General features: G+C 46.1%; 18 protein-coding genes. 10 read left to right on the top strand and 8 right to left on the bottom strand.

What is annotated here, in order from left to right; translation table 11 throughout:
- Positions 1 to 156 precede the first annotated feature (156 nt).
- From QUA03_RS07500 to QUA03_RS07475, 6 genes are all read left to right on the top strand, one after another.
- A complete protein-coding gene (locus tag QUA03_RS07500; RefSeq protein ID WP_333210939.1) occupies positions 157 to 3,027 on the top strand; it encodes a diguanylate cyclase in 2,871 nt (956 codons plus the stop codon).
- 146 nt (positions 3,028 to 3,173) lie between these two features.
- Positions 3,174 to 3,311, top strand: coding sequence for a hypothetical protein (locus QUA03_RS07495; RefSeq protein ID WP_333210937.1), 138 nt, complete (start codon positions 3,174 to 3,176; stop codon positions 3,309 to 3,311).
- 3 nt (positions 3,312 to 3,314) lie between these two features.
- A complete protein-coding gene (locus QUA03_RS07490; RefSeq protein WP_333210935.1) occupies positions 3,315 to 3,542 on the top strand; it encodes a hypothetical protein in 228 nt (75 codons plus the stop codon).
- On the top strand, positions 3,508 to 3,744 hold the full coding sequence (locus QUA03_RS07485) for a hypothetical protein (protein ID WP_333210933.1): 237 nt from the start codon (positions 3,508 to 3,510) through the stop codon (positions 3,742 to 3,744). The genes QUA03_RS07490 and QUA03_RS07485 overlap by 35 nt, the downstream gene beginning before the upstream one ends.
- 215 nt (positions 3,745 to 3,959) lie before the next feature.
- Positions 3,960 to 5,738 (top strand): leucine-rich repeat domain-containing protein, encoded by a 1,779-nt coding sequence (locus QUA03_RS07480; RefSeq protein ID WP_333210932.1) that lies wholly within the window; start codon positions 3,960 to 3,962, stop codon positions 5,736 to 5,738.
- Positions 5,739 to 5,756: 18 nt separating this feature from the next.
- Positions 5,757 to 5,981, top strand: coding sequence for a hypothetical protein (locus tag QUA03_RS07475; RefSeq protein WP_333210930.1), 225 nt, complete (start codon positions 5,757 to 5,759; stop codon positions 5,979 to 5,981).
- Positions 5,982 to 6,309: 328 nt separating this feature from the next.
- On the opposite strand, the gene QUA03_RS28995 is transcribed toward QUA03_RS07475, so the two are convergent.
- Entirely contained in the window at positions 6,310 to 6,468 is a 159-nt protein-coding gene (locus QUA03_RS28995; protein ID WP_445304776.1) for a DUF6888 family protein, read from the bottom strand.
- Positions 6,469 to 6,698: 230 nt separating this feature from the next.
- On the opposite strand from QUA03_RS28995, the gene QUA03_RS07470 reads away from it, so the two are divergent.
- From QUA03_RS07470 to QUA03_RS07460, 3 genes are read left to right on the top strand one after another with little or no spacing between them, the layout of a single operon-like run.
- A complete protein-coding gene (locus QUA03_RS07470; protein WP_006632553.1) occupies positions 6,699 to 6,992 on the top strand; it encodes a hypothetical protein in 294 nt (97 codons plus the stop codon).
- A complete protein-coding gene (locus QUA03_RS07465; RefSeq protein ID WP_333210929.1) occupies positions 6,979 to 8,115 on the top strand; it encodes a DUF6745 domain-containing protein in 1,137 nt (378 codons plus the stop codon). Before QUA03_RS07470 ends, QUA03_RS07465 begins: the two co-directional genes overlap by 14 nt.
- Before the next feature lie 38 nt (positions 8,116 to 8,153).
- Complete coding sequence (locus tag QUA03_RS07460) at positions 8,154 to 10,049, top strand: leucine-rich repeat domain-containing protein (RefSeq protein ID WP_333210927.1); 1,896 nt, start codon at positions 8,154 to 8,156, stop codon at positions 10,047 to 10,049.
- A gap of 601 nt (positions 10,050 to 10,650) precedes the next feature.
- Here the strand turns inward: QUA03_RS07460 and QUA03_RS07455 are convergent.
- From QUA03_RS07455 to QUA03_RS07425, 7 genes are all read right to left on the bottom strand, one after another.
- Positions 10,651 to 11,496 (bottom strand): nitrate ABC transporter ATP-binding protein, encoded by an 846-nt coding sequence (locus QUA03_RS07455; protein ID WP_333082180.1) that lies wholly within the window; start codon positions 11,494 to 11,496, stop codon positions 10,651 to 10,653.
- A 186-nt stretch (positions 11,497 to 11,682) separates the two neighbouring features.
- On the bottom strand, positions 11,683 to 13,683 hold the full coding sequence (locus QUA03_RS07450) for a nitrate ABC transporter ATP-binding protein (protein ID WP_333207146.1): 2,001 nt from the start codon (positions 13,681 to 13,683) through the stop codon (positions 11,683 to 11,685).
- 267 nt (positions 13,684 to 13,950) lie between these two features.
- On the bottom strand, positions 13,951 to 14,793 hold the full coding sequence (gene ntrB, locus QUA03_RS07445; RefSeq protein ID WP_333158843.1) for a nitrate ABC transporter permease: 843 nt from the start codon (positions 14,791 to 14,793) through the stop codon (positions 13,951 to 13,953).
- Between the two features lie 79 nt (positions 14,794 to 14,872).
- Positions 14,873 to 16,258 (bottom strand): CmpA/NrtA family ABC transporter substrate-binding protein, encoded by a 1,386-nt coding sequence (locus QUA03_RS07440; RefSeq protein WP_333210925.1) that lies wholly within the window; start codon positions 16,256 to 16,258, stop codon positions 14,873 to 14,875.
- A gap of 763 nt (positions 16,259 to 17,021) precedes the next feature.
- A complete protein-coding gene (locus tag QUA03_RS07435; protein WP_333210923.1) occupies positions 17,022 to 19,787 on the bottom strand; it encodes an HAD-IC family P-type ATPase in 2,766 nt (921 codons plus the stop codon).
- A gap of 673 nt (positions 19,788 to 20,460) precedes the next feature.
- On the bottom strand, positions 20,461 to 21,918 hold the full coding sequence (locus QUA03_RS07430) for a CHASE3 domain-containing protein (protein ID WP_333210920.1): 1,458 nt from the start codon (positions 21,916 to 21,918) through the stop codon (positions 20,461 to 20,463).
- Between the two features lie 565 nt (positions 21,919 to 22,483).
- Positions 22,484 to 23,935, bottom strand: coding sequence for a methyl-accepting chemotaxis protein (locus QUA03_RS07425; protein WP_333210918.1), 1,452 nt, complete (start codon positions 23,933 to 23,935; stop codon positions 22,484 to 22,486).
- A gap of 315 nt (positions 23,936 to 24,250) precedes the next feature.
- On the opposite strand from QUA03_RS07425, the gene QUA03_RS07420 reads away from it, so the two are divergent.
- Complete coding sequence (locus tag QUA03_RS07420; RefSeq protein WP_333210916.1) at positions 24,251 to 25,273, top strand: cysteine peptidase family C39 domain-containing protein; 1,023 nt, start codon at positions 24,251 to 24,253, stop codon at positions 25,271 to 25,273.
- Positions 25,274 to 25,314: the final 41 nt, after the last annotated feature.

Here is a 25,314-nt window from a genome sequence, read left to right as displayed (position 1 = left end):
GTGTGATCCACACCATAAAATTCTCAGTGATTCCCCTTAGTAAAATATAAAAGATACCAGATAAAAAGGAATGAGCCACCAACCGACGATCGGCTAGACATGAAAAAATCAGTCCTCAGATTGACAAACTTTAGCCAACTATAAACAAAAATTAAGGTGACTCCCGAGTGGATGTGGTGCCTGCCAATTTTTCAGGAAGATGAAGAGATACAAAATATTACACCCGCCGGTGCGGGAAAGAAAATTGTGATAATGAATCAGGATGCGAGTAGATTAGGTGTCAGCCGTCAGGGGAAGATAGAAGCAATGGAAATCCAACAACGGAGTAAGGATAAGCCCGATCGCCAGCAACAAAAAGCGTCCGATCGGCTCGGTCAAATTTCTACGACAAAAGAACTAGATTGGTCGCTACAAGAATGTTTAGATTTTAAAAGAGCGATCGACCGATCGACACTTGCGGTGAGGACGGACGCGCGAGGAATTATCAACTATGTCAGCGAACGAGTTTGCTCAATCACCAACTATTCGCAAGCCGAACTCATCGGCTGCCACTTCGGCATCCTCCATTCGGAATATAAATCTTCGGAAATCATCAACAATCTGCTATCAACAGTTGCCAAAGGTGAAATTTGGCAAGGAGATATTCAGAATAAAGCCAAGAATGGAAGTGATTATTGGGTGTACGCAGCAGTAGTTCCACTGTTGGACTGTAAGGGAAAACCCTATCAGTATTTGGCGATCGGATTCGACATCACTGATCGCAAAGCCGTTGAAGCAGCCCAAGCCGAAGCCAACCGGGCAAAAGACGAATTTCTGGCGATCGCCTCCCACGAACTGCGATCGCCCCTGAGTGCGATTTTGGGATGGGCACAGCTAGCTCGATCGCGCAATTTAAACGAAGCCACCACCAGCCACGCTTTGGAAATCATCGAGCGCAACGCCAAATTACAAAACCGACAAATAGACAATCTCCTCGACCTCTCGCGGTTGCTGCGAGGGAAAATGTGCCTGAACATCGGGCAAGTTCACCTCCCGTCTATCATAGAATCTGCGATTGACACCCTCCGTCCCGCCGCCTATGCCAAAAACCTCCGCGTAGAAAAACATTTCGACCCCGCCATCACCTATGTTTTGGCAGATGCAGAACGCTTGCAGCAAGTAGTCTGGAACCTCCTTGCAAACGCCATAAAATTCACCCCAGAAGCGACACCATACCCAATTCAAGTGCGAATCGAGCCTACTGAGTCGGGCGTCTTGATTCAGGTCAGCGACAGCGGTTGTGGCATCGATCCGAAATTTCTGCCGCACATCTTTGACTACTTCCGCCCCGCAGACAACTTCCAGACCAAGGAACAAAATCGGCTGGGGCTGGGGCTCTCAATTGTGCAGCAGTTGGTGGAACTGCACGGGGGAAGTGTTTGGGCTTCGAGTCCCGGTATCGGTCAGGGGGCGACCTTTGGGGTGCTGCTACCGATTGCCAACAAAAATGCACCCGACGATCACACTGCTGCGATCGCCCAAAGAGAAAGCAGACCCGGATCGGTTTCCAAACCCCTAGCGGGAAAGCAAGTCCTGGTGGTGGAAAGTAGCGCCGAGATCCGGCAATTTCTCAAAACTGGCCTCGAAGCATTTGGAGCCAAGGTAACAGCGGTGGGTAGCGCCGCCGAAGCGATGGCGGAGTTGCAACAGTCCCGCCCCGACGTGTTGGTCAGCGATATGACGGTATCGGGAGCCGACGGCGGCGATTTAATCCGCCGCATCCGAGCAATGGAAATGTCCGAGCACAGGGAACTGCTGCCAGCCGTGGCGCTGACGGGAGGCACTGAGGAAGAAGATTCGGCCGAAGCGCTGGAGGCGGGGTTTCAGAGGCATTTGTCGAAGCCGGTGGAAGCGAATCAGTTGGTGAGGGCGATCGCCCAATTGGCTGGACTGACTGGATTCGGCTCCGGAGAGTGGGGTTCGGGAAATATCCGGGCGGCCACACCCCAAGCCACGCTGCCGGAACCTAACAGTTTTGACGACAAAAATTATCTGGAACAATTAACAAGTGACAGTAGAGAATTACCGTTGTTGCTGGTAGTAGAAGACAACAATTTTCTGCTGGCTTACCTCCAAACTTTATTAACTCCGTACTATCGAGTCGCTGTGGCGATGGACGGCGTTGAAGGTTTAGAAAGAGCCAAAAGTTTGCAGCCAAATTTGATTGTGAGCGACCAAATCATGCCAAGACAAAACGGACTGGATTTGCTCAAGGAGATTCGGAACACGCCAGAATTGAAATCTACTCCGGTAATCTTTTTGACAGCGCGATCGGGGATGGACGCTCGGATCGAAAGTTTGGATGCGGGTGCTGACGATTATATTTCAAAACCTTTTGACGAGAGGGAATTGCTGGCGAGGGTGAGAAATTTGTTGCGATCGCACTCAGCCGAACAGCAGTTGGCGGAGCTCAACCGTCAGTTGCAGCAGCAGAAACAGCAGTTAGAAACAGTGAATCGAGCCTTGCAGTATTTGGCAAATTACGACAGTTTGACTGAGGTAAGAAACCGCCACTCTTTTAATGAATACCTCAATACGGAATGGCGGCGTTTGGCTAGGGAAGAAGCACCGCTGTCTTTAATTATGTGCGACATTGATTATTTCAAACTTTACAACGACACTTATGGTCACCAAGCGGGGGATGAATGTTTGCGGCAAGTGGCGGGGGTGATCCAGCATTCGGTAAAGCGAGCGGCAGATTTAGTAGCGCGTTACGGTGGAGAAGAATTTGTAGTAGTTTTGCCGAATACGGATATTGAAGGTGCCACTTGCGTAGCTGAAATGATCGCACAACAGGTGCGGGGTTTGCACATAGCTCACGCTAAGTCTGCTGTCAGCGAATATGTGACGCTGAGTTTGGGTGTAGCTTGCTGCATTCCGGGGGCGAAATCGCAGCCGGGGGAGCTAATTGCGATGGCCGATGAGTCACTTTATCGGGCTAAAGAAGCAGGGCGCGATCGGGTTTCGGTTGCCACATTTCAAGGATAATATAATAGTTAAATCCACTTGTATGGTGCGTCAGAAATCTATCGTTTCGATTTAAACAATTTTTTTGTGTCAGACGCACCATACCAATGTGATTCCAAAGTTGGGCGAATTCAAATTACTATAAAATAGTTAAACGAGGTCGTGCCATGACAGCAACCTTAGACAAACCAAAAGACCAGCGCCTAATTCACTCCGGGATTGATGAGCAACAATTCAAGCTAATCGAGCAGGGGTTTTCTGACTCCCCCGACCTCCGACTTTTTTATTTCAAATGTGAGGTATGAATCTTGGCAGTTTCGCAAGAACATGAAGTCTTCAGCGGTGTCATCGCCCTGTTGCTGGGTACGTATTTTGTAGAAAAAGAAATCGCTTTTACTCCCACAGGAAGTTCTACTCACAGGAAGTTCTACCCAGGAAAAAGAAGGAAAAGCCTCCGCACAAGCAGACTAATGTTACTTAATTGGCACAGCATCGGGAGGCATGGCAGACCTCTCGATCGAAGTTGTATTTACTAGCAGCAACGAAAGCAAGTTGCATCGTTACCAAGCCTTGGCATTCCCCGAAGTTTGGTTTTGGCAGGAGGGAGTATTTAGCCTGTATCATTTGCGATCGCACGGATATGAAAAAATTGACCAAAGCGAAATATTGCCTGATTTAGATATTAATTTATTGTCTCGCTGTCTGCTGATTGCTTCAAGGGTGGAAGCGGTTAAATAATGGAGGCGAGGCAGTTCGGGAGATTAGATGAAAAGTGTTTTGTGAGTGCGACATCGCCCGCAGTCCGAGTTACAAATTGCAATACTGGCGATCGCGATCGGGTGGTTAATAAGTGCGTGCGAGCGCTGCCATAATCCCCGAAACGCCAGAGATATGTTATTTAAGGTAGATACCGACATCAGATTTTAGCAACTTTTCTAGGAGGTTATTGCCCTATGTCCTCTCAACAACCAAACCCTACGACCACTTCTGACTGGCGCTTGCACTTTGGCAGCCTTTCACAAGAAGCGAAGCATACAGTTAAGGTGCTGTTGTTAACAGCACGAAAGTCTGGCTTTTATAAATTAGAAGAAATACTGTCAAATTTGACCGATCTGAATCTGGAAAAAAATCAAATATCAGACCTAACACCCTTGCAATCTCTGACCAATTTGACTAATCTGAATCTGGGCAACAATCAAATATCAGACCTAACACCCCTGCAATCTCTGACCAATTTGATAGAGCTGAATCTGGAAAAAAATCAAATATCAGACCTGACACCCCTGCACTCTCTAACCAGTTTGAAATATCTGAACTTGTTCCACAATCAAATAGTAAATCTAACACCCCTGAAATCTCTGACCTGTTTGACTAATCTGAATCTGTCCCACAATCAAATATCAGACCTAACACCCCTGAAATCTCTGACTTGTTTGATTAATCTGAATCTGTCTAACAATCAAATATCAGACCTAACGCCACTGAAATCTCTGACGATTTTGACATATCTGAATCTGGACAACAATCAAATATCAAACTTAACACCGCTGAAGTCTCTGGTCACAAATTTGACATATCTGAATCTGTCCCACAATCAAATATCAGACCTCAAACCCCTGCAATCTCTAACCAGTTTGAATAATCTGAATCTGGTAAACAATCAAATATCAGACCTCAAACCCCTGCAATCTCTAACCAGTTTGAAATATCTGAATCTGGACAACAATCAAATATCAGACCTCACACTCCTACAATCTCTGACCAATTTGATAGAGCTGAATCTGGACAACAATCAAATATCAGACCTCACCCCCCTGCACTCTCTGATCGATTTGAAAAAGCTGTCTCTGCCTAACAATCTTTTATCAGACTTAACACCACTCCAATATCTGTGGAAAGCTATTGCCAATTCCACAGAGCGAGTCGATCGCACTCGTGCCGCAGCCGCGATCGAATTTGCCTACACAGCTCTCGGCAAGACTTGCCCGAAAATTATTTTTTGTTCGAGTCCCCACTCGGCCATCACACAGTTAAAAAAAATGAAATCTCCCACTAAGAAAAATGATTTTTTTCAGCGTATTTACAAACAGCTAGAACCAGCCTGTCTGCCGTTTAGGTATATATTTTTTTTGTGCGTGTATTATTTCGCACTAACAAGTGAGCAACCACAGCCAAAAACAGCTTTTTTTCAGCTTATTTACGAACAGCTAGAATCAGCCTATAAGCCTTTTAACTTAATAAGATATAGTAGTTCGTATTTGCCACAATTAATAGAATGGGAGCGGCAGGTCACACAAGAATTGCAACGGGATTTTTGGGACTATTGTAGAGACAACTCAACGTCGATCGTTAATCGGGAATACCTGTGGGATAAAATCTGTGTGGCTGACTTCTGTGTCTCTGTACTTAGAATTGTTCTCAACCCAGATGCACAAAAAGCTTTTGAATGCTTGAAGCAGCTTTTAGTTGAATGTGGCTGGATTTTTGCGTTTGACAAGGTTTGCTATGTGTGCGATCGTCCTTTAAAACTCTCTCTCGACAGCGAACATCGGCCACACGCAGAAGGAGAAAGCGCGATCGAATTTAGCGACGGCTACAAACTCTACTCCTACCACGGCGTCACCTTGCCCGAAAAATACGGACAAATTCACCCCAATCAGTGGGAATCTACCTGGATTTTAGAAGAAGAAAATGCCGAATTAAGGCGAGTGTTAATTCAGGGAATTGGTTAAGCCAGAATTTGCCAAGAATTGCAAGCCACAGAATTAGATTGCTGGCAAGAATACACCCTGCTAAGAATTGATGCTGATATTGATGGCTTCGATCCTGCTAATTTCGATCCTGATGATGATGTTCCTGAAAAAGAGGCAATCTACTTGTTAAAAATGACTTGCCAGAGTACCGGATTCATTCATGCTTTGCTGGCTCCGCCTGAGATGCAATCTGCAAGGGGAGCGATTCGCTGGGTGAATTAGGATATCGATTATGAGGATTTTTGGATGCCCACTTGAAATTTAGGGCAAGTTAGAAACCTAGTTGATAAGAGTCGGTAGTTGAAACCTATCCTACACCAACTTTCGTCCAAGTGCGCGGACTGAAGACTAACCTTTATATTCTTGCATTTGCTGGCGAATGGCTGCCTCAATCTTAGTATCGACCGAATTTCCACTTTTTTTATGATTGAATTATAGCGCTTTTTCTGCCTGTCTAAGTAGGCTTGTAGTGCAGCTTTATTCCCGCAATTTTTAAGAAACTAACGCTTCAATTCTCCATCTGACATTGCAGTATAATCTACTTGGCTCATTAAACTACCTCCCCATTTGGAGCAATTTCAATCTCAATTTCCTCGTCATATCCAGCCAATACGAACAACTTTTTGCTTCTGTCGTCAACACAGACGAGGTTAATAGGTTGCAATGCCAAATATGTCAAGTAATAAGTGATTCCATAAATTAACCACAATATTTGTAGTGGCGGGTTTCACGAACAATCTTTCATTCACATCGACAATATCTATAAACCCGCCCTCACCCAGGCGGCTTTCACGATCCAAGATAACGCCTGTCACTGCAGCAAAGAGTTATGGAATGTGGTTTGTGGATCTTGACTCCCGTGTATTACCAATGTAGTATTGAGTTACGATAGAAAAGCTCGATCGATCGACACCAGTAAACAAAATTTAGAAAAAACCTATGCAACCCATCCGACAAGGCGACGTGATTCTCACCCCCGTACCGAAAATCGAAGGGGAAAAAAAACCTCACCTCACTCTCGCCGAAGGTGAAGTCACCGGACATTCTCACCAGATTATTGAGGGGCAAGCTGAACTTTACGAAAAAGACGGCACTCTGTACTTGCGGGTGCTTTCACCGACAGCTTTATTGAGTCACGAAGAACACCATGCGATCGCAATTCCCGAAGGTAATTGGATGGTGCGAATTCAGCGGGAATATGAGCCACAAGGTTGGAGGTATGTCGCAGACTAAGGTTAAAAAACTAACGCCAGAACAAGCAGCTTTGATTCCAGTTTATCGGGAAAAGTGGAGAGCGAGATCGCTTTCCACTGGCCCGATAAATCGATCGCAAGCTGCGGAAACAGTTAAATCGGCTTACAGTGCGATCGGCCTCAAAGCACCGGAAATCATTTTTGTCGATCGCCCCTACGAAGCTGCGGATCTAATCGTCAGTCGATTTGACAATCCCAGGAGCCAACTGCGGAGCCAATTCGAGACAAAACTTCGCAGCCCGCTAGAAAAACAACTGCAGGGTTATTTGGGAAGCCAACTAGAAACCGAACTGCAAAACCAACTGCCAACTCAACTGGAACAACGACTTTATACTCAACTGAAAACGCAATTGTGGGAGCCGGAGCAAAATTATTTAGCTGGCGAAATATCAAGCCAATTGCCACCGCAACAGGTGATCGATGAGCGGAGTGGAGAAATCCGGCCAACATTAGGAAAACACCTCAGTAATTGCATTCAACCAGAATTGTGGGGTGCTTATGGGAGTTTGTTGGATTTCTGCATTTCCGTTCTAAATTTACCTCATTCCTACGCCAGAAATTGGATTGTTTTTCAATCGATTGTCCGGGATTGCGGCTGGATTTATCCCTATGACAAAGTTTGTATTGTCTGCGAAAAGCCGATCGCACTTTCTGCAGATAGCAACTACCGCTTGCACGCCGAAGGAACACCAGCGGTACAATTTGCCGACGGTGTTTCGATTTACGCCTATCACGGCGTGATTTTGCCCGAATGGTACGGTAGGCTGCACCCGCACCAGTGGCAGTCTAAGTGGGTGTTGAAGGAACAGAATGTAGAAGTTCGGCGCGCGTTAATTCAGGGAATTACTTACGATCGCATTTGTCAAGAATTAGCGGTGAAAGAATTAGATAGTTGGCAGGAATACACTCTCTTAAGCATCGAGTTTGACGATGATTTTGATAACGCGGGTAATCCAAAGCCTGTTTATTTGTTAAAAATGACTTGTCCGAGCACGGGATTTATTCACGCTTTGCGAGTGTCGCCTGATCTAGAATCAGCTCAAGAGGCAATTCGCTGGGTAAATTGGGAAATCGATCCAGAGGAGTTTAGCGTACAAACATGAAAAACTGACATTTTACCAAACTTGAATCAAAATTGACTATGCCAGAACAACAAGCAAACCAACCAATTAATCTCAGTAGCTTTGCGGACTGGTGCAAGCACAAAAATCGTCTGACAAGAGAGGCAAGGCATACAGTTGAGATGCTGTTAAAAAAAGCTGGCACTTCTGACATTTATGAAGCGAACCAGATACTGTCAAGTAGCAATGAGCTGGATCTGAGCCACAATCAAATATCAGACATCTCACCCCTGCAATCTCTGACTAATTTGACTTCTCTGAATCTGTACTGCGATCGAACAGACATCACACCTCTGCAATCTCTGACTAATTTGACTCATCTGACTCTGCACGACAATCAAATATCAGACATCACACCTCTGCAATCTCTGACTAATTTGACAGAGCTGACTGTGGGCTGCGATCGAATATCAGACCTGACGCCACTGCAATCTCTGACTAATTTGACAGAGTTGACTGTGGGCTGCGAACGAATATCAGACATCACACCTCTGCAATCTCTGACTAATTTGACAGAGCTGACTTTGTTATTCAACAATCAAATATTAGAGATTACACCCTTGCAATTTCTGACTAATTTGACAGAGCTGAATTTGTACTACAACAATCAAATATCAGACATCACAGCACTGCAATCTCTAACTAATTTGACTCATCTGACTCTGTTCGACAATCAAATATCAGACATCACAGCACTGCAATCTCTGACTAATTTGACTCATCTGACTCTGTTCGATACTCAAATATCAGACATCACAGCACTGCAATCTCTGACTAATTTGACTTCTCTGGATCTGAGGCACAATCAAATATCAGATATCACGCCCCTGCAATCTCTGACTAATTTGACTGTGCTATGGGTAAACTTTACACCAGAACAGAAGGCTCTCATTGAAGAGTGTCGTCATTCGTGGGAATCTCTCGCCAACTCTACCAAACCCATCGATGCTCCCAAAGCCACAGCCGCCGTTAAAGCTGCCTACGATCTCCTCGGTTTAGAAGCTCCAGAAATAACTTTTTGCAGTAGCCCTAACGAAGGGCTAGCACAAATACAAATGCTGCAAACGTCAAATAAAACTGAGTTTAACGAGCGACTTGACAAACAGGTAAAAGATGCGGTGTGCCCCTTTTCCTTAATAAATGAATTGTTGAGTGAAGTTTCGAGGTTCAATATTTTTACCAATAGATGGGGACAGCTAGAACAACAATTGTATAAAGAATTTTATGACTATTGGAAATACTCAAGCTCTAAAGTTACTACGCAAGACTTAGTTCAGGCTCTAACTCTTCTAGATTTCTATGTTTCTGGCTTGGGCATTGTTCTCAAACCAGAGGCACAGAAATTTTTTGAAGCAGTCAAGCAGCTTTTAGCAGAATGCGGCTGGATTTTTGCGTTTGAGAATGTCTGTTATGTGTGTTCGCGCCCTTGCCAGTTTCGGCTTGACAGCAAGTACCGCCTTCATGCAGATGCCGAAAGCGCACTGGAATTCCCCGATGGTTACAAACTCTATTCCTATCACGGCGTAACATTACCTGAAAAATACGGGAAAATTCACCCCGCCAACTGGCGATCGCAATGGTTTTTAGAAGAAGACAATGCTGAATTAAGACGAGTATTAATTCAGGGAATTGGTTATGCTAGAATTTGCGAAGAACTGGAAGCAACAGAGTTAGATTGCTGGCAAGAATACACGCTGCTCAGAATTAATACTGATATTGACGGCTTCGATTCTGATGATTTCGAGGGGGATCGAGATGCTCCGAAAAAAGAAGATATTTATTTATTAAAAATGACCTGTCCGAGCACGGGATTCATTCACGCTTTGCGAGTGCCACCTGATATGCGCTCGGCTCAAGAAGCAATTCGCTGGGTAAATTGGGATATTGACCCAGAGGAGTTTTCCGTACAAACCTGAGTAATACAAATTTAAAAAAGTCTTGCTACAATCATCACTCTTATACCAATTGTTAAAAGTCACAGAACACCGCGCCGGACTTAGGCTCAGCCGTTTCCCTAGCCGAGCATCTGTAGTTCACTCAACTGAAAACCTTTATATTGACAACAGCCTTAACCCATGAAACACCCATAAACGTTCCTGCAGTGTGCCAGTTCCCAGGGTGGAATGCACCAACCACCGATCGCCCAAAAACTTTTAATAACATGAAGAAGAAGCCCACCCTCGAATCGAAGGTGGGCTCAGTTCATGCCAGCTTACCGACAGCTAGGCAATCGGGTCTCTTCGCTGGTAGACGTAAAATATCGGAAAAAGATCCGAACGTCCGAAAAAACTTCTCGTCCACCATTAAGCTTCAGTTTACCCAACCGGATCGGGAAAATTGCGCCCGCAGCGATGTGCCCCGGACATCGGGGAACACTGGGGCTTAAACTTTTCAATAGACTTCTGCAAAAAAAGCTCGTCTTGGGGCGGCAGGATGCCTAACCCCTACTCCGCAAAAGAATTCAAATTTTTCGAGAAGTCTCCTAATTCTCCTCTTTAACTTTGATTTGCCAACCGATTAGGCATCGTGATCGTGTGCAAAACGACGGAACAGGAAATCTAGGGCGTAGTTCCGCAAATTGTAGTATTCCGGATCTTCCATCATTTGAACCCGATCGCGCGGACGCGGAAAAGGAATCTCCAAAACTTCGCCAATTGTCGCCGACGGGCCGTTAGTCATCATCACCAGTCGATCGGCCAAAAACAGCGCTTCATCAATATCGTGAGTAATCATCAACACCGTACAGCGGTGATCGTTCCAGATTTTCAGCAACTCTTCTTGCAATTCCTCCTTAGTAATTGCGTCCAGAGCACCAAAAGGTTCGTCTAAAATTAGCACTTTTGGGCGAATTGCCAAAGCGCGGGCAATCGAAACCCGCTGCTTCATCCCCCCCGAAATTTGTGGCGGTCTTTTCTCAGCAGCTTCTGTCAATCCCACCATCGCCAAATGCTCTTTGACGATCGCATTTTTTTCCACCTTCGACTTCTCAGGAAATACAGCATTAACCGCCAGATAAACATTTTCAAACACCGTGCGCCAAGGTAGTAAAGCATAACCCTGGAACACCACCATGCGATCGGGGCCCGGCTTCGTAATCCGCTCTCCGTTAATCGACACGGTGCCCTGGCTGGGATGGCTAAAACCCGACACCATATTTAACAGTGTTGATTTGCCACAGCCCGAGTGTCCAATCAGAGTAATAAACTCTCCCTCAGCTACATTCAGATTGACGTTTTCTAAAGCCCTGTAACCGTTTGGGTATACTTTATAAACATTGTCCATCACCAAAAAAGGTTGGCGGCGGCCTTTTCCCGGCTGGATTTGAGTTTTGGTGTTCGTCTGGTTTTTAGTGGTGTTGAGCATGGGTTTAGGAAATTGTGATTGGGTGATTTGCGAGGAAAGTTCGGCAACGGATTATGTAACGAATGTAACGGATGTAACGGATATAACGGAGGTCATGAAGAGGGAATTGCTCACTAGCAATTAGCACTTAAAAACTAACAACTAACAATTAGCAATTACCCTGTTTTTATCTAACTAAAAACCGCTCTAAGCAGCTCGGCGGCCGGAATCGAGTACAACTTCCGCCATCGTGAAATCGCGTTTAATCGCCAGATTGTTGAGATAGCCGATCGGATCGTCAGCATTAAACACCGAGCCGTCAAACAAGCTGAGAGAACCGCGAGTATAAGTAATATCAGCCATCCCCAGCTCTCGCGCAGCCGTGCTGAACGCACCGACTCGCACCACCCGCTCCAGAATTTCCACCCAGTTGCGCGGGAACACAGTATCGCCCCAGCGCGCCATCTGCACCATGTGCCAGAGTTGTTCGGTGCGGCTTGGGCGATTCACCCCATCTCCAGAAAACAAGTGGTGGGCGTATTCCCGCATCGGAGTATCGAGGTTGCAAGCAACAGATCTCGGGTCGCCTAGTTGGATGTAACTCTTATCAGTAGCGACGTACTCCCTTCCCGCGACAATTTCCGAAACCTCGGCGGCGTGATTTGGATCGGCGCAGTAGTGACAAGCTTCCAGCAAAGCTTTGACTAGAGCAATGTGAGTGTTGGGATAAGCATTTGCCCAGTCTTCCCGAACTCCGAGAATTTTGCCGGGGTGTCCGGGCCACAGTTCCAAATCTGTAGCCACTGTAAAGCCGACTCCTTCCATCGATGCCCGCAAGTTCCAAGGTTCGCCGACGCAGAAACCGTCAATAGTGCCGCCCTGCAAGTCAACGATCATTTGAGCTGGTGGGATATTTTTCAGCAACACATCGCGATCCGGGTCAATGCCACCGGAAGCCAGCCAGTAACGCAGCAACAGGTTGTGCATCGAAGAAGGGTGAACGATGCCCATACGGTGGGTTTGCGCGGGCGTTCTCTGGAGCATTTTTTTAAAGTCTGCCAGAGTGTAGATCCCTTGGTCGTAAAAGCGCCTCGCGAGGGTAATTCCGTTACCATTGCGGCTCATGGTGAGGGCTGTAACCGTCGGAATCGGCTGCTCTTGGTGGCCCCCCAAGCTCAACCACATCGCCATCCCAGAGGGCATTTGGGCTGCGTCTAAGTAACCTGCGGCAATGCCGTCTACGATGCCGCGCCAGCTTGTTTCCCGCACGAGGTGGACTTCATCGAGACCGTGCTTGGCAAAAAAGCCTTTTTCTTTAGCGACAGCGAGGGGAGCACAGGCTGCCAGAGGAATAAAGCCGAGTTCGAGGTTGACTTTTTCTAGGCCGTGGCGGGCGATCGCGGGTACTTTCCGCGCCCGCAGTTTTTTGACGCGCTTCTGCTGGTTGAGGAAGTAAATCATTTCGCTACGTAGAGCGTAGTAGCTGGGGTGTGAGACTACTTCCATCCGTTTGCGGGGGCGGGGGATGTCTACTTCGAGAATGCCGCCAATCTTCGATTCTGGGCCGTTGGTGAGCATGACGATGCGATCGCTCAGCAACACCGCCTCATCCACGTCGTGAGTCACCATCAGAGCACTAATTTCGTACTCTTGGCAAATTTCCATCAACTTTTCTTGCAAGTTGCCGCGAGTCAAAGCATCCAAAGCGCCGAAGGGTTCGTCTAAGAGTAACAGTTTGGGGCGCAGGGCCAGAGCACGGGCGATCGCCACCCGCTGTTTTTGTCCGCCTGATAGCAGTGCGGGTTGCTTCTCGGCGTGGGGCGTCAAGCCCACCATATCGATGTGTTTTTGAATGATTTCGAGGCGTTCGGCTTTGGGTAAGCCGCTCATTACCGAGTCTACGGCTAGGGTAATATTTTCTCTGACCGTCCGCCAAGGTAGCAGCGAATAGTTTTGGAATACTACCATGCGATCGGGGCCTGGCTGGGTGATTCTTTGTCCGTCGATCGTCACCAATCCTTCTGTGGGTAGATCCAAACCTGCCACCATATTTAGTAGCGTAGATTTACCGCAGCCGGAGTGTCCGATTAAGGAGATAAATTCTCCTTTTTTAATTTCTAAGTCGATGCCTTTGAGGGCTATGTATGTGCCGCCGTCTGTTAAATTAAATACTTTTCCGACTTGTTCTACTGCAATCAAAACAGACATGATTTTCTTGCCTTTTTTGTAAGTTTGTTATTTGACTGTTGACTGTTGACTGTTGACTGTTCGCTGTTGATATATAACAGCTAATAGTTAATATATGACTGGAGACAGCAACCTGTTTCTTAAATCAACCAAAAAACTTTTTTTAATCCATTAACAACAGTTAAAAAAAAAGGTTTCTCAGCCAGGGAGTTCGTAATTGCTGTAACCGTGAACCGTCAACAGTCAACTGTGAACAGTCAACTGTGAACAGTCAACATATCTAATTAGCTACTTTCCTTGAGAAGGAGCAATCTTTTGCTGCAACCAAGCCATCATGCGATCGAGCAATAAACCAACAGCCCCAATGTAGAACACCGCTAACAGAATTTCGCTGATGTAGTTTTGCTGGTAAGCATTCCAAATAAAGAAGCCGATACCCGTAATCCCAGACATCACGATTTCCGCAGCAATAATCGCCAGCCAAGCCAAACCGATCGCAATTCTCAATCCTGTGAAGATATAAGGAAGCGCCGACGGAAACAAAATATTCATGTAATATTCCTGACGAGAAAGTTGCAGCACTTTCGCCACGTTGTTGTAATCGTCGGGAATTTGGCGAACACCTTCAGCCGTGTTGATTAAAATCGGCCAAACTGAAGTGATAAAAATCACGAACAAAGCAGCAGGTTCGTTTTGTTGCAGTGCAGCCAGGGCAATGGGCACCCAAGCCAAAGGCGCCACCATCCGCAAAAACTGAAAAAGTGGATCTAAAGCGCGGTTTAGAAAAGGATTTGTACCTACCAAAACACCCGTACCAATTCCCACAACGGCCGCGAGAGTGTAGCCTTTTGCCACCCGTTCCAAACTCGCCAAAGTCTGCCAAAATAATCCAATTCCGTAGGTTTTGGAGTTCATGAAAGGATACAGCAACAAAATCCGCGTCCGTTCGTCAGTCCAAATGCTGATCGGCCCCGGCAGTTTGATCAGTCCCGTACTTGACAAGAATTGCCAAACCAACAGAAAGCCCAAAACTCCTAAAATTGGCGGCAAGATATTTGGGGAATTCTTCTTCCAAAATTCGCCAAATGCTCCTTGTGCATTGCCGCCTCTCCGACTTGTACTTACAGCCATGCTGCTAATCTCCTATGTCTGGTGCTGTGTATTTTCGAGACTAAACTTTGAGAGTAAATTATGGGAAGCTAAGACCCCATCACACTTTTTTAATTGCCAAACTCTTGAGATAAGCTTCTGGATTTTCCGGGTTGAATTCTGTGCCGTCAAAGAACTTCTCAACACCCCGAGACGTACTTTTCGGAATGTCAGCATCAGCAACTCCGGCTAATTTTGCTGCGGCTTTCCACAAATCTTCTCGGTTGACTTTATCGATGATTGTCTTAGAATCGGCCAAGGTGTTAGTTGGCAAGAAACCCCAGCGCACGCTTTCGGTTAAGAACCACAAATCGTGACTCTTGTAGGGATAAGAAACGTTGCCGAGGTCGTCTTTCCAGTACAGCGGACTCATCTTGAAATCGTCGATCGCTGGTTGGCCGTCACCCATGAGGTACTTGCCTTGGTAGGGAGGTGTCAAAACTGCCGGAGCTACGTCAAAGTAGTTTCTGCCAGAAGTAATGGCTACTAATTCTGGGCGATTTTCTGGTTTGTCGCACCACTGCTGCGCTTCGATCAGTCCTGCTAGCAGGGCTTCTGTGGCCTTGGGGTGTTTGTCTACCCAGTCGCCACGAATAGCGAGATATTCCTCTGGGTGATCTTTCCAGATTTGGCCAGTCAGGGCGGACATGAAGCCGATGTCCTCTGTGACGATCCGCAGGGGCCAGGGGTCGCCGGTACTGAAACCGTCCATGCTGCCGGTTTTCATGTTGGCTACGGTTTGCGCTGACGGTACTGTTAGCAACTCGGCTTCTGTGTCGGGATCGATGCCGTTAGCTGCTAGCCAGTAGCGAATCCAAAAGTCTTGATTGGCTTTGGGGAAGGTGTAGGCTGCTTTGAAGGGCGTGCCTGCTTTTTTGAGGCCTTTCATGTAGTCTTGGGCCGCTTGGTCTAGTTTGAGCCCGATGCCTTTGCCTTTGTGTTTTCCGGCGATCGCAATTCCATTTCCTTGAGTGTTCAACTGGGCTAGAACATACATGGGGATTTGGACGCTGTTTTTGGTAATCAACCCTTTACTAATTTGATAAGGCATCGGCATTTGCCACTGGCCACCGTCAATGCCGCCGCCTGCCGATCCAATTTCTAGGTTATCTCTGGCAGAACCCCAGTTGGCTTGCTTAGCAACTGTTACCTCAGTCATGCCGTATTTGGCAAAAAAGCCTTTTTCTTGGGCAATGATTAAAGGTGCTGCTTCGACGATCGGGATGTATCCCAATGTGATTTTAGTGCTTTCAATTCCTTCGACTCTTTTCTCGTTGGCAACAGCCATTACTGAGGTAGCTGCGGGTATCGCGCCGTCAGCACCAGCAGTGGCACCGGGTTCTGGAGGATTTCCCAAACAGCCTTTGAGCAGTATTGAACTGACAGCAGATGCACCTGCTGTAACGATAAATTTACGCCGAGAAAATTGCTCTGAAAATTTTGTCATAGTCTAGCCTCGCTGCAATTCATAATCTTCTGTAACGACATCACTGAAGTTTATCAATGCGCTTTTTTTCTGTTCGTTAATGGAATTTAGCGAACTGTTTTGGGCGCTGGTTCGCAGGAGGGATCAAAAGATTTATAGCTAGCATAAGTCTTTAAACTATCCCTGCTGATTTTACACTTTTGATTAACTCAATATCTCGACGATCGGCCGAGCGGTGCGATCTCCCAAAAAGCGAGCAGCACATTTTCTTGGCTTGATAATTAACTCTACCGTACTATTGCAGAAATTCTAAAACAATTATTAAATTTGATTGATAAGTAAATCTTTTAGGATCACGCTATCGATAACGAACCGTTGGAAAGGGCGAGCTGGTTGGCTTATCAAAACTGCTTCAAACTAAGACTTGCTGGGTAAAGGTTGTAACGAAGGCCGATCGGGCAGCCTTCAACTCTATTGTCAATAAGTTGCCAACATCGCAGCTACCGCACATTTACTTTGTTAATATATGTCTATTTTTCTTCAGAGCTATTGTAGTCTTTTATACAGAAAAAATTAACATTGTACGATTCGCCTATTTTCAAAGGGTTAACTGGTTTTCAGTGGTGGACTAAAATTGGCGCTTAATCGTAAGTAATTTACCGGATATGATATGACGTGGGCTTTCAGTTGCGATTTCTGTAAAACAGAGAAACCGGGTTTCTTGAAGAAACCCGGTTTCTAAGCACCCGAAATTACTAATCGGTCGCAGTACCTACAAGTTCGATTAGTTCGGTGGATCAAAGCGGTTGACGGAGAGAGCAACACCGATCATGGGCAGAGCGACACCGAAGCAAATCAGCCACTGATCCAGATTCATCGGAGCCGTCTCAAATATGCGATTGACAAAGGGAGAGTTAGCAAAGATAATCTGCAAAATTATTGCCAGGACAATTCCCACACCGAGGGCGGGGGCGCCACTAACTTCTTCCTTAGAACCGCTAAATTTAGCAATCAAAGAAGGCAACAACTGGCTGAGACTCAACAGGTAAAAAATTCTCCCCATTACCAAAGCTTGAATCGCCATCGTGCGGGCCAGTTCCAAGGTTCCCCAAGGAGCTTGGCGTACCCATTCAAACATTCCGAAAATCAGAGTCCAGTTGTAAAGAGAAATAGCGATGATCCGCTTGATCCGATTTTGAGTCAGGAAAGGTTCGTTTACCGGTCGGGGCTGCTGTTTCATGACTCCCGCTGACTTGGGCTCGAAAGCCAGAGGCACTGTCATGGTGATCGAGTTGAGCATATTCAGCCAGAGAATTTGTAGCGACAAAATCGGCAATTCTCGACCTAGGAGGGTGCTGAGCAAAATTGTCATTGATTCTCCGCCGTTGACTGGGAGAATGAAGCTGATTGCTTTGAGCAGATTTTTGTAAACCGATCGCCCTTCTTCGACAGCAGATTCGATCGACGCAAAGTTATCATCGGTAAGAATCATGTCGGCGGCTTCCTTAGAAACCTCAGTACCGCTGCCCATCGCAATACCGATATCCGCTTGTTTCAGCGCCGGCGCGTCGTTAACGCCGTCTCCCGTCATCGCCACAATTTCGCCTTTTTGCTGCAAAGCTTCTACCAGGCGGAGTTTTTGTTCGGGGGCGACGCGGGCAAAAACTGAGCCGGCTTCTACGGCTTCGCCGAGTTCCTGCTTGCTCATGGAGGCGAGCTCGGCGCCAGTGTAGGCTACAAGTTCTCTGTGGTGTTTAGTTTTGCGGAATCCCATGCGGCGGGCGATCGCCTTGGCTGTAGCGATGTGGTCGCCGGTAATCATTTTGACTTGGATGCCGGCGGTTTGACAAGCTTGGACGGCTGCGATCGCTTCTGCCCGCGGCGGGTCAATCATGCCTTGCAGTCCCAAGAAAACCAGCCCTGACTCCAAATCCGAGTGATCGACGGAATTTTGGCTTTCGGGTACTGGCTTTTTCGCTAAAGCCAAGACGCGCAAGCCTTGCTTTGCCATTTCATCGACTTGATGGTGGATTTGTTCCCGATCGGCTTCTACCGGATTTCCTTGAGTGTCGAGACTGGAACCGCAGCGGCCGAGAATTGATTCTACGGAACCTTTGACGTACAAAATTTTGCCAGTGGGAGTTCGGTGCAGCGTCGCCATGTATTGAAACTGAGATTCAAAGGGAATTGAATCCAGCCGCTGCATTGACTTGGACAAAATTTGCTGGCTCAAATCAGCTTTTTTGCCCGCAGCAATTAACGCTCCTTCTGTCGGATCTCCGACGACAATCCAATTATCGTCTTTGAATTCCAACTGAGAGTCGTTGCAAAGAAGTCCAGCTTGTAAACATTCTTGCAAAGTTGGAGCTTGGCTGACAGTAATTGGCAGTTGGTTGAGTTGAATTTCACCTTCGGGGCTGTATCCCGTACCCGTAACCGAGTAGGATGCGCCGCCAGAATAGATTTCTTGCACCGTCATTTGGTTTTCCGTCAAAGTTCCGGTTTTGTCGGAACAGATGACTGTAGCGCCGCCGAGGGTTTCGACTGCGGGCAATTTGCGGACGATCGCGTGGCGATTTGCCATCCGGGAAACGCCTACGGCTAGGGTGACGGTGATGACGGCGGGTAAGCCTTCGGGAATTGCGCCGACAATCAGGGCGACTGCGGGTTCGACTGCTTCTTTAAAGGCTGAAACCCCCTCTGGGACAGGTCTGCCCAATCTGACGGCGAACGTCAAGGTTGCCATTCCCAACACGAATAGCAGCCAGTTTTGACTGAATTGGTTGAATTTGCGGGTTAAGGGAGTGGTGAGGTCGATGTGTCGATCTAATAGTTGGGAGATTTTGCCGGTTTCGGTTTTATTGGCGATCGCAATTACGATGCCGCTAGCTTGGCCAAAAGTGACAAAACTGCCGGCATAGGCCATGTTATCGCGTTCTGCTAGTGGCGTTTCTTTTGGCAGAACTATGTCTCCAGACTGTCCTAATTCTTTTTCGACAGCAACTGATTCCCCGGTGAGTCCCGATTCGTCGATTTGCAAGTCGCGGACTTTCACTAAGCGCAAGTCTGCCGGTACTTTGTCGCCGGAAGTCAGGGTTACTAAGTCGCCGACAACGAGTTCTTTGGAGGGAATTCTTAATTTTTTGCCGCCCCGAATTACTGTGGCTTCGGTGGTGACAGCTTGTGCTAGGGCTTCAATTTTTTTCTCAGCTCCAGCTTCTTGGATGAAACTAATAGTAGCGTTGGTGGTTGTTACGCCCCAAATTACGCTAGCGTTGAGCCATTCTCCGATCACTGCTTTGATTAAACCTGCACTCAGCAAGATGATCAGGAGCGGTTGGTTAAATTGCAGGATAAATTTTAACCAGGCTGGTTTCCCTGCTTTAACCGTTAGTTCGTTGGGCCCGAATTTCTGTTGGCGATGGTTGGCCTCTGTCGGTTCTAAACCGCTTTCCAGGTTGGTTTCTAAGATTGTTGCAACCTTGGATATTTCTAGGTAGTGCCAATATTGCTCTGCTACGTCTACATCGTTGGCGGATCTTGATGGCATGATTCTTCCTGAATATTTGAGGTGTCTGACGAGCTTCGATCGCTCCTTAATAGGCACGCTCAATACAACTCAGCGCTTTTTGGAGCGTGAATATATTGAGCGGCTTAATTTTTGGTTGATTACTTTAACGGGCTGTGACTTACATCTATATTACAACGGATGTGGCCGTTTGTGACAAGAGATTTGGGGGATTTTTTCCGGCGCTAAATCTTGTTTGGGACTTGGTGGCTAAGGTGGGGAAAAGTCGATCAAATCCCTTGACATTTTGCAAATTTTAGGTGTGGTTGAAGAAAGAGGGAAGAAGGCAGGAGGCAAAAGAAAAATGCTCCCTCTCTCCTCCTCCTCCGCTGCCCCACGGACGATCGCAGAGCGTGTTACAACCTAGTTAAGCGACCATATTCTGAACTTATGGAAATACTTGTGACGCTGGTGCTGGGTTCGGTGCTGTTTGTCTGGGGAATGCGCTTCGGGCGGGTGTTAGTTCGATCGTCCGTTACTGTTTAGGATTTGTTTAAGGGCAGAAATTCGATCGCCCTGGCTTTGGCGATGCGATCGCCTGCGAACACTTTGACTTGGATGCCGACTGTTTGACAAGCTGGGAGGGCAGGGAGCTCAATTCATGACTCAATGCTATCAATTGCTCGTCTGCTATCCCCAAAAGACTGAGCGCCATTTAGACAATTGAATTGAGATTTTGGGCTGCATCGTTCAATTGTTGAGTGCCTACTTTGGTTTGAGTAATACCACTAGCGGTTTCTTTTGCCGCTAGGTTGAGGCTGTTCATCGCATCGACTACTTGTTGAATGGCCACTGCTTGTTGTTGAGCAGTTAGAGAAATTTGTTGATTGTTTAATACCACATTGTTAACAGCATTTGCCACTTCCGAGAAAGCTGCTGCCGTTTCTTGACTGATTTTGGTTCCTTCTTCTACTGTTTTAGTACCTTCCTTTGTCACCGTTACGGTGGAATTTATCGCATTCTTGATATCATCGACTAGGCGGTTAATTTTCTCGGCTGATTTCTTACTTTTATCTGCTAGTTTGCGGATTTCTGTGGCTATGACAGTAAAACCTTTGGCGTTTTCGCCGGCCCGGACTGCTTCTACTGAGGCATTCAGTGCCAGCATATTTGTTTGATTGGCTAAATCTGTGACATCCGTAGAGATATTGCCAATCTGATGGGTTTGTTCGCTCAAGTTCAGAATTTGTGACGCTATCGCCCCGACATTTTTTTTCAAGATTGTCATCGATTCCAGTGTTTGCTCCACTGCTAGGGTTCCCTTTTCAGCGATCTTTAAAGCTTGCCGTGCAGATTCCGCACCAGCGTGGGCTTGCTGGGCTGATTGTTGGGAAGCAGCGCCCAACTCATCCATTGTGGTTGTAGTTTGATTTACCGATCTCGATTGCTGTGCTGCTGTACGTTCCTGCTGTTCAACTGTAGCAGCAATCTCTGTGGAAGAACTGGCGATCGTATTTGCTACCTGATTGATTGGTCGGATAATTTTATTTGAAATAAACAAGACAATAAATGAACCCAATACTACAGCAATAACCGTACCCCCTATAGAAACAATCGTCGCTAATTGCTCCGACTGTTTTGCTATTTTTGTTCGTTGAACCAGTAGAGTATCTTCTACCTTAAGCATTTCTGCCAGCTTATCCCTAATTTCATCCATAAATATCTTGCCTTTACCTGAAATCACCAAGGCTCTTAATTCGGGTTCGTTTCCAGCCCTTTTCAGGGATATAGTTTCCGCTAATTCATCTAGTTTTTGCTGAGCAAAATTTTCAACTTGCTCCAACCTTTTAACTTGCTCCGGGTTATCTTTTATTAACTCTTTTGTATCATTTACTGTTTTATAAAAGGCGACTCTCCCCTTGTTGTAAGGTTCTAAAAATTCCTCATTTCCAGCGAAGATAAACCCCCGCTGTCCTGTTTCAGCATCCAATAAACCTTTTTCTATAGCTTGCAAGTTTGTCTTGACTACATAGGTGTGCGTTTGCAACTCAATAGCTTCGGCTAAATTATCCATACTCAATTTAGTAGCCAATCCGATGCTAATCATTAACAAAAAAATTGAGCCGAAGCCTAACGGAACTACTTTACTCAGCCGAATAATATTTTGCGACATTGCCCTTTTTACTCCTTGATTAGTTATTTACTTTGGCAAAATAGATAGTGTGAAAAATGATTCCTTGCGTAAGTCCTATTAAAATAAGTTGCTAATTATGTCCTATACATTGATTCACCCTCTTCCCAAGCCTTCTGCCACCTCCGCCTGCCCCTCCTAAAAGAGCAAGGGGAAAAGGAAAAAATTTTATAGATGGGCGAGAAGCTTTAATCCTACTCTTACTGCCCTTATCCCCTGGTGCAAAATTGCGGGATGGGGGATGAGGGGGAATAACTAGCAACTTGCGTTATTAGCCTATTTCTTTACGCATATATCCGTCGATCTTAGTAGGGTTTTTCACTAGCGACTCTAGGGGCGGGTTTAATGGGGAATATAATAAATATGGGAGCATCTCATATTTGTAAAAACACTTCTTCTGGCTCCTTCCTTCTGACTCTTTCCTCCTGGCTCCTGGCTCCCAACTCCCAACTCCCAACTCCCATTTCTACCTTGGCTGCTTTCATTGAGATGCTCCCATAAATATTATTACTTGACATCCACAGAAAACCAGCATCTACCCACTAACTTAGACAATTGAATTGAGATTTTGGGCTGCATCGTTCAATTGTTGAGTGCCTACTTTGGTTTGAGTAATACCACTAGCAGTTTCTTGTGCCGATAGGTTGAGGCTGTTCATCGCCTCCACTACTTGTTGAATAGCCACTGCTTGTTGTTGAGCAGTTAGAGAAATTTGTTGATTGTTCAATACCAGATTGTTAACAGCATTTGCTATTTCCGAGAAAGCTGCTGCCGTTTCTTGACTAATCTTTGTTCCTAATTCTACTGTTCTAGTACCTTCCTTTGTCACAGTTACGGTGGAATTTATCGCATTCTTGATATCATCGACTAGGCGGTTAATTTTCTCGGCTGATTTCTTACTTTGGTCTGCTAGTTTGCGGATTTCTGTGGCTATGACAGTAAAACCTTTGGCGTTTTCGCCGGCCCGGACTGCTTCTACTGAGGCATTCAGTGCCAGCATATTTGTTTGATTGGCTAAATCTGTGACATCAGTAGAGATATTGCCAATCTGATGGGTCTGTTCGCTCAATTGCAGAATTTGTGCTGCGATTGCCCCGACATTTTCTTTCAATATTATCATCGATTCCAGGGTTTGCTCCACGGCTAGGGTTCCCTTTTCAGTGCTCTTTAAAGCTTGCCGTGCAGATTCCGCACCAGCTTGGGCTTGTTGGGCTGATTGTTGGGAAGCCGCGCCCAACTCATCCATTGTGATTGTAGTTTGATTTACAGAGCTCGATTGGTGTGCGGCTGTGCGTTCCTGTTCTTCCACTGTGGCCGCAATCTCTGTGGAAGAACTGGCGATCGCATTCACTGCGTCACTAATTGTTTTAGCAATACCTGAAGAGATTAAAAAGGCAGCAAGTAAGGCGATCGTGATGCCTAAGACGGCACCAACCAAAACGGCAGCGACTAAAAATCTGATATTTTCTTCTGCCTTGGAAGTTGCAGCGTCCAAAATTTCATGCTCTTTTTCATTAAAAGAGCGATTTAATTCGTTGAATTCATTGATGATTAATGTCCCTTTTTTCGTGGCAAAAACTTCTAGCGCTTCTTTTTGCTTTCCTTGCTTGACTAAATTAATCATTTGTCCAGCAAAATCATCATATTGTTTTTGTAAGCCCATTAATTTTTGCAATCGCTCTTTTTGTCTGGGATTTTCAATCGTCTTGCCTAGAGATGCTGCTGTTTCTTTAAATGTTTGTAAATTTTTCTGATAAGCATTTAAATAATCTCCATCCTTGATCAGAATATAGCCCCTAGTATCTCCCACCATCTTGGCCATGTAAAAACTCATAGAATCTGTCCCTTCTATGGCAATAAGCGAGCTTTTTGTTTGTTTATATGACTCGGCTATCTTACTGGCGCTAGAGAAAACTGGCGCTACTAATCCTACAAATAAAGCAATGGGAACTGCATATCCGAGTAACATCTGGTTTCTCAGCTTTAAGTTGACAAACATAGCAATCTCTCCTTTGGGGTTAGGTAGCTGAATTATCTGATTGTCAACCATTGATTCACACTCATCAATAAAAACCTGGCAAAACTTAATGTCGAGCAAGCGATGCAGGCCAAGCCTTTAGGATTAACGGTTGTTCTACCTGCTGCGATTTTGGTTGGATAAATCTTGTTTATTCGATTGTAGCGGGAAATTGAAGAACGAAACCCAAACATCGTCAAATTCTCTCTCCCACTCTTCCTCTCTCCTACTATTGATTGGGGTTCAAGTCGATCGCATAAATGTTACAACCTAGTTAAGCAACAAAATTTTGAGTTCATGGAAATAGTAGTGACGCTGGTGCTGGGTTCGGTGCTGTTTGTTTGGGGAATGCGGTTTGGGCGGGTGTTAGTTCGATCGGGAGTGACGGCTAATGATTTGTTTAAGGGTCGAAATTCGATCGCCCTAGCTTTTTTGGTTTTTTATATTGCCTTGCTGCTACTGGCTCTAAATATGCCTCAAATGCCTGTTTTGCCGATCGAGTGGCGCTTTCACGGGATGCAAGTTACTTGGACTTTGCTACGAGTGATGTTGATGGGAGTCTGCGGTATTGGCTTTAGTATAAGTTGGTTGACAGCGCGACCCCAAGTAATCGCAGTAATTTTAATTTGCTTGTTGGGATTGGGAGGATTTACAGGCGCTGAAAACTATTTCATGGCGCCAATTTACGATGATTTAATAGATAATTTGCAGCCAAACGGTGTATTTCGGCAAACATCTAACAGCAGTTGCGCCCCCGCGGCCCTAGCAACAGTGTTAAGGCGTTGGGGAATCGAGGCGACGGAATCGAGTGTAGCGCGTTTTGCCCGGACGAGTCGCTTGGGAACTTCCATGCCGCAGTTAATTATAGCAGCAAGAGCTTTGGGCGTAAATGCGATCGAACTAAGGCCTACTTGGGAGCAAATTCAGCAAATTAATCGCCCCGGAGTGCTAGCAGTTTGGCTATTTGACGGCCCTCGGAAGCTACCCCACGCGGTCGCTTTGCTGGGCATGAATGACAGTGTAGCTGCCATTGGAGACCCGGCGCGGGGCAGGATTTTCTATTTAGATAGGGCAACTTTTACCCAGATTTGGCGCGAAGAATACGTGCCGATTTTTCGTTCGGCGGATATCTTGTTAAGTGACAAACAAGCTGTTGACTATTTGAGTAAATTAGGATATAATTCTGGTAATTTGCAAGCAGATATCGAGCGCTTTCAAACAGAGAAAAAGTTAAAGGTCAGCGGCAAATTAGACCGAATGACTGAGTTAATGTTGAGCGGCAGTTTTTTGCAAGAAGTCCCCAGATTAGATGGGAAATAGTTATTGAAAATCGTCAACTGCAGAGGAACTATTGACCGACA

It is taken from the genome of Microcoleus sp. S36b_A4, assembly GCF_036700645.1.
In the GTDB taxonomy this organism is placed as follows: Bacteria; Cyanobacteriota; Cyanobacteriia; order Cyanobacteriales; family Microcoleaceae; genus Microcoleus.
This window is presented reverse-complemented; position numbering and strand designations above follow the sequence as displayed.

Excerpts from the sequence above, each read along its gene's own strand:
- QUA03_RS07425 (WP_333210918.1), bottom strand. The coding sequence starts at position 23,935 with ATGTTTGTCAACTTAAAGCTGAGAAACCAGATGTTACTCGGATATGCA.
- QUA03_RS07485 (WP_333210933.1), top strand. The coding sequence starts at position 3,508 with ATGGCAGACCTCTCGATCGAAGTTGTATTTACTAGCAGCAACGAAAGC.
- QUA03_RS07420 (WP_333210916.1), top strand. The coding sequence starts at position 24,251 with ATGGAAATAGTAGTGACGCTGGTGCTGGGTTCGGTGCTGTTTGTTTGG.
- QUA03_RS07495 (WP_333210937.1), top strand. The coding sequence starts at position 3,174 with ATGACAGCAACCTTAGACAAACCAAAAGACCAGCGCCTAATTCACTCC.
- ntrB (WP_333158843.1), bottom strand. The coding sequence starts at position 14,793 with ATGGCTGTAAGTACAAGTCGGAGAGGCGGCAATGCACAAGGAGCATTT.
- QUA03_RS07450 (WP_333207146.1), bottom strand. The coding sequence starts at position 13,683 with ATGTCTGTTTTGATTGCAGTAGAACAAGTCGGAAAAGTATTTAATTTA.
- QUA03_RS07470 (WP_006632553.1), top strand. The coding sequence starts at position 6,699 with ATGCAACCCATCCGACAAGGCGACGTGATTCTCACCCCCGTACCGAAA.
- QUA03_RS07430 (WP_333210920.1), bottom strand. The coding sequence starts at position 21,918 with ATGTCGCAAAATATTATTCGGCTGAGTAAAGTAGTTCCGTTAGGCTTC.
- QUA03_RS07455 (WP_333082180.1), bottom strand. The coding sequence starts at position 11,496 with ATGCTCAACACCACTAAAAACCAGACGAACACCAAAACTCAAATCCAG.
- QUA03_RS07460 (WP_333210927.1), top strand. The coding sequence starts at position 8,154 with ATGCCAGAACAACAAGCAAACCAACCAATTAATCTCAGTAGCTTTGCG.
- QUA03_RS07440 (WP_333210925.1), bottom strand. The coding sequence starts at position 16,258 with ATGACAAAATTTTCAGAGCAATTTTCTCGGCGTAAATTTATCGTTACA.
- QUA03_RS07480 (WP_333210932.1), top strand. The coding sequence starts at position 3,960 with ATGTCCTCTCAACAACCAAACCCTACGACCACTTCTGACTGGCGCTTG.
- QUA03_RS07435 (WP_333210923.1), bottom strand. The coding sequence starts at position 19,787 with ATGCCATCAAGATCCGCCAACGATGTAGACGTAGCAGAGCAATATTGG.
- QUA03_RS07465 (WP_333210929.1), top strand. The coding sequence starts at position 6,979 with ATGTCGCAGACTAAGGTTAAAAAACTAACGCCAGAACAAGCAGCTTTG.